This window comes from Streptomyces sp. NBC_00704, assembly GCF_036226605.1.
GTDB lineage: Bacteria > Actinomycetota > Actinomycetes > Streptomycetales > Streptomycetaceae > Streptomyces.
Genome location: NZ_CP109000.1, coordinates 1116898 through 1130947, shown reverse-complemented (window position 1 = coordinate 1130947; position 14050 = coordinate 1116898). Strand labels below are relative to the sequence as shown.

Annotated in this window: 13 protein-coding genes; 4 read left to right on the top strand and 9 right to left on the bottom strand. The window is 73.4% G+C overall.

Annotated elements, in window-relative coordinates; all coding sequences use genetic code 11:
• Positions 1-28: 28 nt before the first annotated feature.
• The 4 genes from OG802_RS04930 to OG802_RS04915 all read right to left on the bottom strand — a co-directional run bounded on the left by OG802_RS04930 (position 29) and on the right by OG802_RS04915 (position 5336).
• The gene (locus OG802_RS04930; protein WP_329407542.1) at positions 29-2536 is read right to left on the bottom strand and encodes a SpoIIE family protein phosphatase; all 2508 of its coding nucleotides are present in this window, start codon (positions 2534-2536) and stop codon (positions 29-31) included.
• A gap of 109 nt (positions 2537-2645) precedes the next feature.
• On the bottom strand, positions 2646-3875 hold the full coding sequence (gene rocD, locus OG802_RS04925) for an ornithine--oxo-acid transaminase (protein WP_329407540.1): 1230 nt from the start codon (positions 3873-3875) through the stop codon (positions 2646-2648).
• Positions 3872-4693 (bottom strand): dimethylargininase, encoded by an 822-nt coding sequence (gene ddaH, locus OG802_RS04920; RefSeq protein WP_329407539.1) that lies wholly within the window; start codon positions 4691-4693, stop codon positions 3872-3874. The genes rocD and ddaH overlap by 4 nt, the downstream gene beginning before the upstream one ends.
• A 157-nt stretch (positions 4694-4850) precedes the next feature.
• Positions 4851-5336: an Lrp/AsnC family transcriptional regulator gene (locus OG802_RS04915; protein ID WP_329407536.1), complete on the bottom strand. Its 486-nt coding sequence runs from the start codon at positions 5334-5336 to the stop codon at positions 4851-4853.
• 79 nt (positions 5337-5415) lie between these two features.
• Here OG802_RS04915 and OG802_RS04910 point away from each other — a divergent pair, with 79 nt between their 5' ends.
• From OG802_RS04910 to OG802_RS04895, 4 genes are read left to right on the top strand one after another with little or no spacing between them, the layout of a single operon-like run.
• On the top strand, positions 5416-6180 hold the full coding sequence (locus OG802_RS04910; RefSeq protein WP_329407534.1) for a LytR/AlgR family response regulator transcription factor: 765 nt from the start codon (positions 5416-5418) through the stop codon (positions 6178-6180).
• A gap of 2 nt (positions 6181-6182) precedes the next feature.
• Positions 6183-6581, top strand: coding sequence for a hypothetical protein (locus OG802_RS04905; protein ID WP_329407532.1), 399 nt, complete (start codon positions 6183-6185; stop codon positions 6579-6581).
• Positions 6578-8308 carry a sodium/solute symporter gene (locus OG802_RS04900; protein ID WP_329407530.1) on the top strand — a complete coding sequence of 577 codons (1731 nt, stop codon included), beginning with the start codon at positions 6578-6580 and terminating at the stop codon, positions 8306-8308. The genes OG802_RS04905 and OG802_RS04900 overlap by 4 nt, the downstream gene beginning before the upstream one ends.
• Positions 8305-9510: a sensor histidine kinase gene (locus tag OG802_RS04895; RefSeq protein WP_329407529.1), complete on the top strand. Its 1206-nt coding sequence runs from the start codon at positions 8305-8307 to the stop codon at positions 9508-9510. Before OG802_RS04900 ends, OG802_RS04895 begins: the two co-directional genes overlap by 4 nt.
• Here OG802_RS04895 and OG802_RS04890 read toward each other — a convergent pair whose 3' ends face one another.
• The 5 genes from OG802_RS04890 to OG802_RS04870 form a co-directional block, all read right to left on the bottom strand.
• Positions 9511-9681, bottom strand: coding sequence for a hypothetical protein (locus tag OG802_RS04890; protein WP_329407527.1), 171 nt, complete (start codon positions 9679-9681; stop codon positions 9511-9513).
• Positions 9682-9743: 62 nt separating this feature from the next.
• Positions 9744-10694, bottom strand: coding sequence for a cytochrome c oxidase assembly protein (locus OG802_RS04885; protein ID WP_329407525.1), 951 nt, complete (start codon positions 10692-10694; stop codon positions 9744-9746).
• A 113-nt stretch (positions 10695-10807) separates the two neighbouring features.
• Positions 10808-11833, bottom strand: a complete 1026-nt coding sequence (locus OG802_RS04880) for a 6-phosphofructokinase (RefSeq protein ID WP_329407524.1) — start codon at positions 11831-11833, stop codon at positions 10808-10810.
• 190 nt (positions 11834-12023) lie between these two features.
• The gene (locus OG802_RS04875) at positions 12024-12752 is read right to left on the bottom strand and encodes a type 1 glutamine amidotransferase (RefSeq protein WP_329407523.1); all 729 of its coding nucleotides are present in this window, start codon (positions 12750-12752) and stop codon (positions 12024-12026) included.
• Positions 12753-12774: 22 nt separating this feature from the next.
• On the bottom strand, positions 12775-14013 hold the full coding sequence (locus OG802_RS04870) for a MurT ligase domain-containing protein (RefSeq protein ID WP_329407520.1): 1239 nt from the start codon (positions 14011-14013) through the stop codon (positions 12775-12777).
• Positions 14014-14050: the final 37 nt, after the last annotated feature.

Sequence of the window (14050 nt, the reverse complement as noted above, 5' to 3'; positions counted from 1 at the left end):
CCCATCGGCTCGGCGGTCGGCCCGGCGGTCACCCGTCGGGGCCGGTGAGCGACTGCTCCGCCCAGATGACCTTGCCCTCGGGCAGGAACCGGGTGCCCCAGCGCCGGCTCACCTGGGAGACCAGCAGCAGCCCGCGGCCGCCCTCGTCGGTGGCCCGCGGATGGCGCAGGTGGGGTGCGGTGGCGCCGCCGTCGAAGACCTCGCAGACCAGGGTGCGCTCGCGGATCAGCCGCAGCCGGATCGGTCCGCTCCCGTGCCGGATGGCGTTGGTGACCAGCTCGCTGACCACCAGCTCGGTGGTGAACGACAGGTCCTCGAGCCCCCACTGAGCCAGCCGGCGGCTCGCGGTCTTGCGGGCCTCGGCGACCGCCGACGGTTCGGCGGGCAGCTCCCAGTCGGCGACCCGGTCCGGGCTCAGCCGCCGGGTGCGGGCCATGAGCAGCGCGACGTCGTCGTGCGGCCGGGCGGGCACGAGGGCGTCGATCACGGTCCGGCAGCGCAGGTCCAGGGCGCCCGCGGACCGCTCCAGCGCGCGCCGCAGCCGCTCCCGGTCGCTGTCCAGCGCCCACTGCTCGCCGCGGGCCAGCAGCCCGTCCGTGTGCAGCGCGAGGGTGGCGCCCTCCGGCAGGATCACCTCGGTCGACTCGAACGGCGGGCCGCCCGCGCCGAGCGGCGGCCCCTGGGGCAGGTCGACGAACGTGACGGCGCCGTCGGGGGCGACCACGGCCGGGGCGGGATGTCCCGCCGCCGCCATCACGCACCGCCCGTCGACCGGGTCGTACACCACGTACACGCACGCGGACCCCGCCGCCCGGACGCCCTCGGTCCGGGGGCCCGCGGTCACGTCCTCCTCCTGGTCCATGCGGGCCACCTGGTCGTCGAGGTGGGCGAGGATCTCCTCGGGCCGCAGGTCGAGGGCGGCGAGGGTGCGCACGGCGGTGCGGACCCTGCCCATCGCCGCCGCCGCGTCGATGCCGTGTCCGGGCACCTCGCCGACCACGAGGGCGACGCGGGCCCCGGACAGCGGGATCAGGTCGTACCAGTCGCCGCCGAGCCCGGTCAGCTCGTCGGCGGGCCGGTAGCAGGCGGACACCTCCACCGCGTCCTGCTCGGGCAGCCGTCGGGGGAGCAGGCTGCGCTGGAGCACCAGGGCCGCGTCGCGCTCCCGCGTGTAGCGGCGGGCGTTGTCGACGCAGACGGCCGCCCGCGAGACGAGATCCTCGGCCAGGACGAGATCGTCCTCGTCGAAGGGCTCGCGCCGGCCGTCCCGCAGGAACGTGGTGACGCCGAGGATCGTGCCGCGGGCCCGGACCGGCACGATCAGCGCGCTGGGCGGCTCGGACCCGGCCGGCAGCCGCGGCAGCCAGTCCTCGGCGGCCGGGTCCAGCCGGTCGGCCCGCCAGGGCCGCCCGCCGACCAGACAGCGCACCGGCGGCGAGTCCCCCCGGTAGACGACCACGGGCGGCCCCTCCTCCTCGCCGTCGCCGCTCGCGTCGCCCCCCAGATCCGGGAGCCCGGTCCCGCCGCCGGCCCCGCCCCCGGGGTCGTCGTCCTCGAGGGCTCCGGTCGTGCGGTGGCCCGCTCTGCGCAGGCGGACGTGGTCGCCGGGCTCGTCCGTTGTCGTGGCCGACGCGGGCTCGGCGCCCCGCAGCACCCGCTCCGGCAGGTCGACGGCGACGACGTCGGCGAACCCGGGCACGGCCGCGTCGGCGAGCTCCTGGGCGGTGCGGCCGATGTCCAGGCTGCTGCCGATGCGCCGGCTCGCGCTGTCGAGCACCGCGAGCCGCTGCCTGGCGCGGTGGCGGTCGGTGATGTCGACGACCGTGTAGTAGACGCCCATCGGACGGCCGTGGTCGTCCTCCAGCCGGGTGAACGACAGCATGTGCGCGGTCTCCCGGTGCGGCGCGGCGCGGACGTGCCCCACCTGCTCGTAGCCGACGACGGGCTCGCCGCTCTCCAGCACCTGCCGCATCCGCGCCTCGATGGCCTCGGAGTCCAGACCGGGCTGCACGTCGGCCATCCGCAGCCCCAGCCGCAGCTCGGGCGGGCCCCCGCCGAACGCGGAGAGGGCCTCGTTGGACCACACGTAGCGCAGGTCGGTGTCCACGATCGCTATGCCGACGGGGGCGCCGCCGACCATCTGCTCCAGGACCGAGCGGCTCATGCTCCAGCCGTGCGCGTCGCCCATCTCGTTGAGCATCACCAGCCAGCGCGCCCGGCCGCCCGGCTCGTGCGCCGAGGTGATCCGGGCCATGACCGGGACCGGCCGGCCGTCCCGGCGCAGGGCGGACAGCAGCCCGGCCCACCCGCCCTCCCGCCGGCACCGCTCCAGGACGTCGGGGACCCGTCCGGCGTCCCCGTGCGCGAGCAGACGGGACATGTCCTCGCCCACCGCCTCGGAGGCCGGGTAGCCCAGCAGGCGCTCGGCGTCCCTGGTCCAGCTCGTGACCACTCCCCGCGTGTCCAGCAGCAGGGGGGCGGTGTCCGCCACGTCGAACCGCCGACGGGCAACGTCGTCCTCATCGTGTGCGCCCACGTCGACCTCTCTGTCGCCGAGAGTGGTCTGCCACCTCCTGACCCAGTCCTCACACTGCCCGCACGACAGCGACCGGGCCACCCGAGCGCCGGCCGCGCCGCGCCGCCGTTCAGGCCCCCCGCGTCAGCACCTTCTCCAACGAGGCGAGCGCGCCGGCCAGTTCCTCGGCGGTGATCGTCAGGGGCGGGGCCAGCCGGACGGTCGAGCCATGGGTGTCCTTGACCAGCACTCCCTCCCGCATGAGCAGCTCGCTCACCTCGCGGCCGGTGCCGAGCGCCGGGTCGACGTCGACGCCCGCCCACAGCCCCCTGGCCCGGAAGCCGACGACGCCCCTGCCGACCAGCCCGGACAGCCCGTCCCGCAGGACGACGCCCAGCTCGGCCGCCCGGCGCTGGAACTCGCCCGTCTCCAGCAGCTCCACCACCGCCGTGCCGACGGCCGCGGCCAGCGGGTTGCCGCCGAAGGTCGAGCCGTGCTCCCCGGGGTGCAGCACCGACAGCACCTCACGCCGCGCCACCACCGCGGACACCGGTACGATGCCGCCGCCCAGCGCCTTGCCCAGCAGCAGGACGTCGGGGGTCACCCCCTCGTGCTCCACGGCCAGCGTCCGGCCGGTGCGTCCGAGACCGGACTGGATCTCGTCCGCGACGAACAGGCAGTTCCTGCGCCGGGTCAGCTCCCGCACCCCGGTCAGATAGCCGTCGTCGGGCACGATGACGCCCGCCTCGCCCTGGATGGGCTCGATCAGCACCGCCGCCGTCGTCTCGTCGACCGCCGCCTCCAGCGCGGCCAGGTCGTTGTACGGGACGACGCGGAAACCCGGCGTGAACGGTCCGAATCCGGTGCGGGCCGTCTCGTCCGTGGAGAAGCTCACGATGGTCGTGGTGCGGCCGTGGAAATTGTCCGCGGCGACCACGATCGTCGCCCGGTCGGCGGGCACGCCCTTCACCTCGTACGCCCATTTGCGCACCACCTTGACGGCGCTCTCGACCGCCTCGGCGCCCGTGTTCATGGGCAGGACCATGTCCAGGCCGGTCAGCCGCGCGAGCCGCTCGGCGAACCCGGCCAGCCGGTCGTTGTGGAACGCGCGGGAGGTCAGCGTGAGCCGGTCCAGCTGGCGGTGGGCCGCCTCGATCAGCGCCGGATGACGGTGGCCGAAGTTGAGGGCCGAGTAGCCGGCCAGCATGTCGAGGTAGCGGCGGCCCTCGACGTCCTCCACCCACGCGCCCTCGGCCCTCGCGACGACCACGGGCAGCGGATGGTAGTTGTGCGCGAGGACGGGCTCCTCGGCGCGGATCAGAGCGGCGGAGGAGCGGACGGGCACGACGGGTGCGGTCATGAACGGATCTCCTGGGTGCAGCACTTGATGCCGCCGCCGGCCTTCCGGAACTCCGAGAGGTCGACGGGGACGGGGACATAGCCGCGCTCGCCGAGCCGCGCGGCGAGCGCCTCGGCCTGCGGCGCGATGAAGACATGGCGACCGTCGGAGACCGAGTTCAGACCGAACGCCATGGCGTCGTCGCGCGTGGCGAGGACCGCGTCCGGATACAACCCGGCGAGCACCGCGCGGCTGCCGGCGGAGAACGCCTCCGGGTAGTAGGCGATGTTTCCGTCGTGTCCGCCGTCGAGGACGAACAGCGCCGTGTCGAGGTGGTAGAAGTGCGGGTCCACCAGGGTCAGGCTGATCACCGGGTGGCCGAAGAACTCCTGCACCTCCCGGTGCGCCTCCCGCGTGGTGCGGAACCCGGTGCCGGCCAGCACGTAACGGCCGGTCCACACCAGGTCTCCCTCGCCCTCGCAGACGGACGTGGGCCGGTGGACCTCGTAGCCCGCCGCGCGGAACCAGGTGTCGTAGTGATCGGACTCGGGCCGCCGCTCGGGCGCGTGGAAGAGGGAGCCGAAGACCCGGCCCGCGACGACCACGGCCGAGTTCGCGGCGAACACCATGTCGGGCAGACCGGGGGCCGGTTCCACGGTGTCCACCGTGTGGCCGTGGTCGCGGTAGGCGCGGATCAGCGTCTGCCACTGCTCCCGGGCGAGGTCGGCGTCGACGGGGCTGTCGGGACGCATCCAGGGGTTGATCGCGTACTGGACGGCGAAATGCCGCGGTTCGCAGACGAGGAAGCGCCGGGGGCGCCGCACACGGGTCTCGGACACAGAGGGGGTCCTCCGTTTTCCCTGCGGGTGTCGACTGAGGGTTGACACCACGGTAGGAACTGACAGCCACGCACGACAAGCGAGGAGCATTGCGTGTCCGCGCAGTAATGCTGCGTGATGATCCGGGGAAACGCAGGCTTGGTGCGCCGCCGGAGGTTTATTCGGGAGCGGGCTGGGTCGCGCCCGCCTCCGGGGCGTCCGGCAGCAGGTGGGACAGGACCATCACGCTGATCGTCTTGCGGATGAACGGCTCGGCCCGGATCCGCTCCAGCACGTTCTCGAAGTGCTCCACGTCCCGCGCCCGCACATGCAGCAGGGCGTCCGCGCCGCCGGTCACCGTCATCGCCGCGGCGATCTCCGGATGGTTGCGCACCACCTCCGCCAGCCGCCGGGGAGGTGCGGCGCCCTCGCAGTACACCTCCACGTACGCCTCGGTGCGCCAGCCCAGCGCCGACGGCTCCACGGTCGCCGTGAACCCCGTGATCACCCCGGTCTCCCGCAGCCGGTCCACCCGGCGCTTGACGGCCGTCGACGACAGACCGACCGCGGTGCCGATCTCGGCGAAACTCGTCCTGGCGTTCGCCATCAGAGCGTTGATGATCTTCCGGTCGAGTTCGTCGAACGGGGCGGGCGCGCTGCTCATGCGGGCACTGTAGGACAGCACGGCCGCCCGCACCCCCGTACGTGTCCAGCGGCGCCGATCGCCCCTACACTCCACCTTCATGCTGCGCGCCCTCGCCGTCGACGACGAACGTCCCTCGCTGGAAGAGCTGCTCTACCTGCTCACCGCGGATCCCCGCGTCGGCAGCGTGGAGGGCGCCGGCGACGCGACCGAGGCGCTGCGCCGCATCAACCGGGCCCTGGAGTCCGGACCGCACGGCCCCGAGGCCGTCGACGTCGTCTTCCTCGACATCCAGATGCCCGGCCTCGACGGGCTCGACCTCGCCCGCCTCCTCACCGGCTTCGCGCGACCGCCCCTGGTCGTCTTCGTCACCGCCCACGAGGACTTCGCCGTCCAGGCCTTCGACCTCAAGGCCGTCGACTACGTCCTCAAGCCCGTGCGCAAGGAACGCCTCGCCGAGGCGGTCCGCCGGGTCGTCGAACGCAGGACCGCCGAACTGCGCGGCGCCGCCCCGCCCATCCCCGTGCACGAGCCCGACCCGGACCAGATACCCGTCGAACTCGGCGGCGTCACCCGCTTCGTCGCCGTCGACGACATCACCCACGTCGAGGCCCGGGGCGACTACGCCCGCCTGCACACCGACCGCGGCAGCCACCTCGTCCGCATCCCGCTGTCCACCCTGGAGGAGCGCTGGCGCGCCCGCGGCTTCGTCCGCATCCACCGCCGCCACCTCGTCGCCCTGCGTCACATAGGCGAACTGCGCCTGGACGCGGGCACGGTGAGTGTCCTGGTCGGCGGCGAGGAACTCCAGGTCAGCCGCCGCCACGCCCGCGAACTGCGCGACCTGCTGATGCGGAGGCCGTAGCCGTGCCCCACCAGGACCCCGCGGAACGCCGCGTCGTCGTCACCGGCCCCGCCCGCCGCACCCTCCCGCACGCCCGGCAGCGCTCCCGCGGCCGCCACCCCCAGCCCTCCGGCCACCACCGCCCGCGCACCGAGATCGACGAGCAGACCACTCTCGGCCACACCTACGTCCGCTCCCTGATGCGCTCCCAACTGCGCGCCGCCCTCACGGTGTTCGCCGTCCTCGCCCTCCTCGTCGGCCCGCTGCCCCTGCTGTTCGCGGCGATGCCCGACGCCCACCGCCTCCAGTGGGCGGTCCTCGGCTTCTGCCTCTACGCGCCGCTCGTCCTGCTCGCCCGCTGGTACGTGCACCGCGCCGAGCGCAACGAACGCGACCTCGTGCGCCTGGTCGAGGACCGGTGAACCCGGCCTTCGCCGTCCCGGCCGTCGCCCTGGTCGTGGTCGCGACCGTGCTCGTCGGCGCGTTCGGCCTGCGCATCTCCCGCACCACCTCCGACTTCTACGTCGCCTCCCGCACGGTCGGCCCCCGCCTCAACGCGGCCGCCATCAGCGGCGAGTACCTCTCCGCCGCCTCCTTCCTCGGCATCGCCGGCCTCGTCCTGGTGCAGGGCCCCGACATGCTCTGGTACCCGGTCGGCTACACCGCCGGCTATCTGGTGCTGCTGCTGTTCGTCGCCGCCCCGCTGCGCCGCTCGGGCGCCTACACCCTCCCCGACTTCGCGGAGGCCCGCCTCGCCTCGCAGGCGGTCAGACGGCTCGCGGGCGCCTTCGTCGTCGGCGTGGGGTGGCTCTACCTCATACCCCAGCTCCAGGGCGCGGGACTGACGCTGACCGTGCTGACCGGCGCCCCCGACTCGCTCGGCGGGGTCATCGTCGCCGTCGTGGTCACGGCGACCGTCGCCGCGGGCGGCATGCGCAGCATCACCTTCGTACAGGCCTTCCAGTACTGGCTCAAGCTCACCGCGCTCCTCGTCCCCGCCCTGTTCCTGGCACTCGCCTGGCACGGCGACGGCGCCCCCCGCGGCGCCTTCGGGGAACCGCCCGCCTTCCGCGACCAGCGCGTCGTCCGCGTCGACGCCACCCTCGACCTCGCACTGGAGCGCCCGCTGACCGTCACGGTGGACGGCACGGTCGACGGCCACCCCTACGAGGGCGCCGTGCTGCGGCTGCCCGCGGGCTCCCACCACATCGAACAGGGCGCGCGCCTCACCTTCGCCCGCGGCGCCGCCGTCCCCGCCGCCGAGCGCGGCAGCAACGGCGGCATGTCGACCTCCCTGGCCGCCGGCCGCGAGGAACGCCCGCTGTACGCCACCTACGGGCTGATCCTCGCCACCTTCCTCGGCACCATGGGCCTGCCGCACGTCGTCGTGCGCTTCTACACCAGCCCGCACGGGGTCGCCGCCCGCCGCACCACCGTCGCCGTCCTCGCACTGATCGGCGCCTTCTACCTCCTGCCCCCGCTCTACGGCGCCCTCGGCCGCCTCTACACCCCTGAACTGGCCCTCAGCGGCGACGCCGACGCCGCCGTCCTGCTGCTGCCCGACCGGGTGATCGGCGGCCTCGGCGGGGACCTGCTCGGCGCACTGATCGCCGGCGGAGCGTTCGCCGCGTTCCTGTCCACGGCGTCCGGGCTGACGATGGCCGTGGCGGGCGTCCTCACGCAGGACGTGCTGCCCACCCGGGGCGTACGGCACTTCCGGCTGGGCACCGGGCTCGCCATGGCCGCGCCCCTCGCGGCGAGCTTCCTGGTCGGCGGCCTGCCGGTCGCCGACGCGGTCGGGCTGGCCTTCGCGGTGTCGGCGTCCTCCTTCTGCCCACTGCTGGTCCTCGGCATCTGGTGGCGGCGGCTGACCCCGCCCGGCGCGGCCGCCGGGATGCTGGTGGGCGGCGGGTCGGCCTTCGTCGCCGTCGCGGCGACCATGGCGGGCCTGCCCGGCACGGGCTCCGTGCACGCCCTGCTCGCCTGGCCGGCCCTGTGGTCCGTGCCGCTCGGCTTCCTCACCATGGTCCTGGTGTCCCTGGCCACGCCGGGGCGCGTCCCGGCCGGCACGGCGGCGATCCTGGCCCGCTTCCACCTGCCGGAGGAACTGCGCACCGACGAGTTGCGGGCCGCGGAGGCGGGGGCGTGAGCGGCTTCCTCGCGGGCGTGTGCATCGCGATCCTGCCGTTCCTCGCCGCCGGCTTCTGGCTGGGCCGCCGCACCGCCCGCCCGCAGAGCCTGGGCGGCCTGGGCACTCCCGTCGAGCACGCCACCTTCCAGACCCTGCACACCGCCTCCCTCGCCTCGCCCCCGCTGCGGGCCGGCCTCACCGAGGAGACGGCCCGCAGATCGGCCCGCCGGCTGCGCACCCTGCTCGGCACGGACGCGCTGTGCCTGACCGACCAGCAGGAGGTGCTGGCCTGGGACGGAGTGGGATCCCATCACCGCACCGAGATCATGGAGCGGCTGGCCGGTCCCCTGGAGAGCGGCCGGGGCGAGGCCTTCCCCCTCACCTGCGAGCACGCCGACTGTCCCGTGCGCTGGGCCGTGGTGGCCCCGCTCACCGTCGACGACCGGGTGCACGGCGCCCTCGTCGCGTGCGCGCCCCGCGAGTCCGCCGTCCTGGTCCGGGCGGCCGGGGAGGTGGCCCGCTGGGTGAGCGTCCAGCTGGAGCTGGCCGACCTCGACCGGTCCCGCACCCGGCTCATCGAGGCCGAGATCAAGGCCCTGCGCGCCCAGATCTCCCCGCACTTCGTGTTCAACTCGCTCGCCGTGATCGCCTCGTTCGTGCGCACCGACCCCGAGCGCGCCCGCGAACTGCTCCTGGAGTTCGCCGACTTCACCCGCTACTCGTTCCGCAGGCACGGCGACTTCACCACCCTCGCCGACGAACTGCACGCCATCGACCACTACCTGGCCCTGGTCCGGGCGCGCTTCGGCGACCGCCTCGCCGTCACCCTCCAGATCGCCCCCGAGGTCCTGCCGGTGGCCCTGCCGTTCCTGTGCCTGCAACCGCTCGTGGAGAACGCCGTCAAGCACGGGCTGGAGGGCAAGGCCGACAAGTGCCACATCCGGATCACCGCGCAGGACGCGGGCGCCGAGGCCCTGGTCGTCATCGAGGACGACGGCGCAGGCATGGATCCGGTCGTGCTGCGCCGCATCCTGGCCGGCGAGGCCAGCCCGTCCGGCGGCATCGGCCTGTCCAACGTGGACGACCGGCTGCGCCAGGTCTACGGCGACGACCACGGCCTCGTGATCGAGACCGCGCTCGGGGCGGGCATGAAGATCACCGCCCGGCTGCCGAAGTACCAGCCGGGCGTCCACTCGGCGGGCCGGCTCGCCCCCGGCTGATCAGCCCGTTCTCGTCACCACCAGGGCCAGTGTGATCAGCCCCAGCACGACCCAGCCGAACCACAGCCAGCCGTTGCTGCCGAGCGCCACCGTGTAGGCGGTCACCATGACGAGCCCGCCGACGGTGAGCACCCCCATGGTCTTCGTGGAACTGTCCGTGGTTCCGGCCATCGCGACACCCTCCTAGGGGCCGCCCCTGCGCAGGGCGCGTCCCCCTCCATGGTGCCCCGCGTTCAGCGCCCGCGTGCGTCGAGTGACGCAAGATAGGCGTTGTACGCCTCCAGCTCCTGGTCCCCGTCGCGGTCCGCGGCGCGGTCCTTGCGCCTGGCCTGCCGCTGCTCGGAGCCGTACCACTGGAACAGCAGCGCTATCAGCACCAGCACGGACGGGACCTCGCTGAACGCCCACGCGATGCCTCCGGCCGCGTTCTGGTCGGAGAGCGCGTCGATGCCGAGCGAGGCGGGCGGATGCTCGAACGTCGAGACCATCGGCTGCGACGCCATCATCAGCGCGATGCCGAAGAACGCGTGGAACGGCATGCCCGCGAACAGCTCCAGCATCCGCATCAGGTAGCCCGGCCGGTTCGGCCCCGGGTCCACGCCGATGATCGGCCAGAAGAACACCACGCCGACGGCCAGGAAGTGCACCATCATCGCCAGGTGCCCGGTCTTCGAGCCCATCAGGAAGTCGAACAGCGGCGTGAAGTACAGCGCGTAGAGACTCGCGATGAACAGCGGGATGGTGAACGCGGGATGGGTGACGATCCGCATGTACCGGCTGTGCAGCAGCATCAGCAGCAGCTCGCGCGGCCCCTTGCGGCCCCGGCCGGCGGCCGGCAGCGCGCGCAGCGCGAGCGTCATGGGCGCGCCGAGCAGGATCAGGATCGGCGACAGCATGCTGATCACCATGTGCTGCACCATGTGCACGCTGAACATGACCATGCCGTAGTCGTTCAGCCGGGTGCACGTCACCAGCGCGACGGTCAGCACGCCCACGACGAACGACACCGTCCGCCCGGCCGACCAGGAGTCGCCGCGCCGGCGCAGCCGCAGCACGCCCCAGCCGTACAGGCCGAGGCCGACCGCGCAGGCGACGAGGAAGAACGGGTCCGCCGACCAGTGAAGACCGCGTCCCAGCGTGAACGGCGGCAGATCCATGGTCATGCCGTGCCCGCCGTGATCCATTGCGCCGGCTCCTGATTCGTGGGGGGTTGTACGTTTCCTGCCGCCCCAAGAGTAGAGCCGCCCCCGGCGATCACTGTCACCGGGGGCGGCCCGCCGTCGTGGCCCGTCGCGCGCTACAGGACGGTCTCGGCCTCCTCGTACCGCTGCGCGGGAACCGTCTTCAGCGTCTCGACGGCCTCGGCCAGCGGCACCATGACGATGTCCGTGCCGCGCAGCGCCGTCATGTGACCGAACTCGCCCCGGTGCACGGCCTCCACCGCGTGCCAGCCGAACCGGGTGGCCAGCACCCGGTCGTAGGCGGTCGGCGTGCCGCCACGCTGCACATGGCCGAGGATGACCGGCCGGGCCTCCTTGCCGAGCCGCGACTCCAGCTCGATGGAGAGCTGGCGGGCGATCCCGGCGAACCGCTCGTGCCCGTAGACGTCCTTGGCGCCCTCGTCGAAGGCCATGCCGCCGGGCGCGGGCTTGGCGCCCTCCGCCGCGACGACGATCGCGAACCGCTTGCCCGCCTCGAACCGCGCGCCGACCCGGCGGGCCAGCTCCTCGATGTCGAAGGGCCGCTCCGGCACGACGATGGCGTGCGCGCCGGCCGCCATGCCGGAGTGCAGCGCTATCCAGCCGGTGTGCCGTCCCATGACCTCGACGACCAGCACCCGCTGGTGCGACTCGGCGGTGGTCTTCAGCCGGTCGAGGGCCTCGGTCGCGACGCCCACGGCGGTGTCGAAGCCGAAGGTGACGTCGGTGACGGCGATGTCGTTGTCGATGGTCTTGGGCACGCCCACGATGGGCAGCCCGTTGTCGGACATCAGCCGGGCCGCCTTGAGGGTGCCCTCACCGCCGATCGGGATGATCGCGTCGAGGCCGAGTTCCTCGACATGGCCCCGGGCGCGCTCCACGCCGTCCCGCAGATGCGAGGGCTGGACGCGGGAGGAACCGAGGATCGTGCCGCCGCGGGCGAGGATGCCGTTCACCGCGTCGAGGTCGAGCTTGAGGTAGTCGCACTCCAGGAGGCCCTTCCAGCCGTCCCGGAAGCCGATGACCTCGTCGCCGTGGTCGGCGACGGCGCGGTGCACGACGGACCGGATGACGGCGTTCAGGCCGGGGCAGTCGCCGCCGGACGTGAGGACACCAATGCGCATAGCCCGAAACAACCTTCTTCACGAGGGCCGGTCCGGACCACGCTGTCCGGCTCGAATCCCCGCCACCCTAGCGTCAGGAGGGGGCGGGGCCGAAGAACGCGTCCGCCTGCTGGACGTGCCTGCTCACCTGTGCGGACGCGGCGTCATACGGGCTGCCGCCGGCGTCCGGGAAATCAGGTGAACATACAGGTCACGCGGGCTGCTGGGCGGCCGCGATGCGCTCGTTGCGCAGCGCCTCGTACCAGTGGTCCTCGATCGGCGGGAGCGCGTTGACGTCGAGGGCCAGCTTCAGCAGCAGGTCCGCGATCAGCGGGTTGCGCGCCAGCACCGGGCCGTGCATGTAGGTGCCGAACACGGTGTCGTTGTACGCGCCCTCGGTGCCGTCGCCGGTGCCGTTGCCCTTGCCGAGCGTGACACGGGCGAGGGGGCGGGCGGTCGGGCCGAGGTGGGTGATGCCCTGGTGGTTCTCGAACCCGGTCAGCGGGGGCAGGCCGAGCCGCGGGTCGATGTCCCCCAGGACGTCGCCGACGCAGCGCTCGCCCTCGCCGCGCGTCGTCGTCACGTCCAGCAGGCCCAGACCCGGCTCGCGCTGGCCGAGGTCGTTGACGAACTCGTGGCCGAGGATCTGGTAGCCGGCGCAGACCGCGAAGACGATCGCGCCGTTGTTCACCGCCTGGTACAGGTGGCCGTCACGGCGCAGCCGCTCCGCCGCGAGCCGCTGCGGCCGGTCCTCGCCGCCGCCGATCAGGTAGATGTCGCCGGAGGTCGGGATCGGCTGGTCGCTGCGCACGTCGAGCCGGGCCACGTCCAGCCCGCGCTGGCGGGCCCGCCGTTCGACCACGAGGGCGTTGCCCTGGTCGCCGTAGGTGCTCAGCAGGTCCGGGTAGATCCACACCAGCCGCAGTTGGTTGTCGCTCATGGGAATGGGATCGTCCTTCGGGTCAGTTGCCGACGCGGCGGCGGAGGTCCTGGAACGCGGTGTAGTTCGCGATGACCTCGATCCGGCCCGGCGGCGCCTGCTGCACGGCCTGGTCGAGGTTCTCGCACACCTGGAAGTGCTGGTTGGCGACCTCCAGGCGGACCGCCAGGTCCAGCTTGCGGTCGCCGACGACGAAGATCGGGTGACCGGTCAGCCGGGTGTAGTCGACGTCCCACAGCCAGGAGGTGTCGGTGCCGTCGGCGCCGCGCGCGTTCACCGAGAGGATCACCGGGGTCGGCGGCGGATCGATCAGGCTGAACGTCTCGAGCCAGCCCGCGGGGTTCTTCGCCAGCAGCAGGCGCAGGTCGCGGCCCTGGAACTGGACGACGTCATAGCGTCCGGCGACGGCCTGCACCGCGTACATCCGCTCCAGCGCCACCTGCGGCGGCACCCCGAAGACGGCGGCCACGGCGGCGGAGGAGGCCGCGTTGGCCTTGTTGGCGCGGCCCGGCAGCTGGAGGTGGATCGGCCAGGCCGAGCCGTGCGGGTCGAGGACGTGGTCGCCGCTGAGCGCCCAGCTGGGCGTCGGGCGGCGGAAGCCGCACTCGCCGCAGAACCAGTCGTCGCCGGGACGCTGCATGACGCCGCCGCAGGACGGGCACGACCAGGCGTCGTCCTTCCACATCTGCCCGGCGGCGACCCAGACCACGTTGGGGGAGGACGAGGCCGCCCACACCACCAGCGGGTCGTCGGCGTTGGCGACGACGACCGCCTTGGAACCGGCGAGGCCCTCGCGCCAGTTCTCCGCGAGCATGCGGGTCTCGGCGGCGCGGTCCAGCTGGTCGCGGGAGAGGTTGAGCAGCGCGATGCACTTGGGGGCGGTGTCCCGGGCGACGCCCGCGAGGTACTTCTCGTCGACCTCGATGACGCCGTAGCGGGCGTCGGAGCCGCCCGCGAGGGCGGAGGTGATGCCGGCCGGCATGTTGGCGCCGAGCGCGTTGGACACGACCGGCCCGGCGGCGCGCAGCGCCTCGGCGATCAGCCGGGTGGTGGTCGTCTTGCCGTTGGTCGCCGAGACGAGGACGACGTCCAGGTTCTGGGCGAGCCGGGCGAGGAGGTCGGGGTCGAGCTTGAGCGCCACCCGGCCGCCGATCACCGAACCGCTGCCGCGCCCCGCGGCGCGCGACGCCGCCGCGACCGCCTTGCCGGCGGTCACGGCGATCTTGGCCCGCGGCGTGAGCGGGTCCGAGTTGCCTGCCATCAGTTCTCGATCCTCCTTGCGTACGCGCCGCGCCTCT

Coding starts and splice junctions, on each gene's coding strand:
- rocD (WP_329407540.1), bottom strand. CDS start 3,875: ATGACCGCACCCGTCGTGCCCGTCCGCTCCTCCGCCGCTCTGATCCGC.
- OG802_RS04915 (WP_329407536.1), bottom strand. CDS start 5,336: ATGAGCAGCGCGCCCGCCCCGTTCGACGAACTCGACCGGAAGATCATC.
- OG802_RS04910 (WP_329407534.1), top strand. CDS start 5,416: ATGCTGCGCGCCCTCGCCGTCGACGACGAACGTCCCTCGCTGGAAGAG.
- OG802_RS04890 (WP_329407527.1), bottom strand. CDS start 9,681: ATGGCCGGAACCACGGACAGTTCCACGAAGACCATGGGGGTGCTCACC.
- OG802_RS04885 (WP_329407525.1), bottom strand. CDS start 10,694: ATGGATCACGGCGGGCACGGCATGACCATGGATCTGCCGCCGTTCACG.
- OG802_RS04880 (WP_329407524.1), bottom strand. CDS start 11,833: ATGCGCATTGGTGTCCTCACGTCCGGCGGCGACTGCCCCGGCCTGAAC.
- OG802_RS04875 (WP_329407523.1), bottom strand. CDS start 12,752: ATGAGCGACAACCAACTGCGGCTGGTGTGGATCTACCCGGACCTGCTG.
- OG802_RS04870 (WP_329407520.1), bottom strand. CDS start 14,013: ATGGCAGGCAACTCGGACCCGCTCACGCCGCGGGCCAAGATCGCCGTG.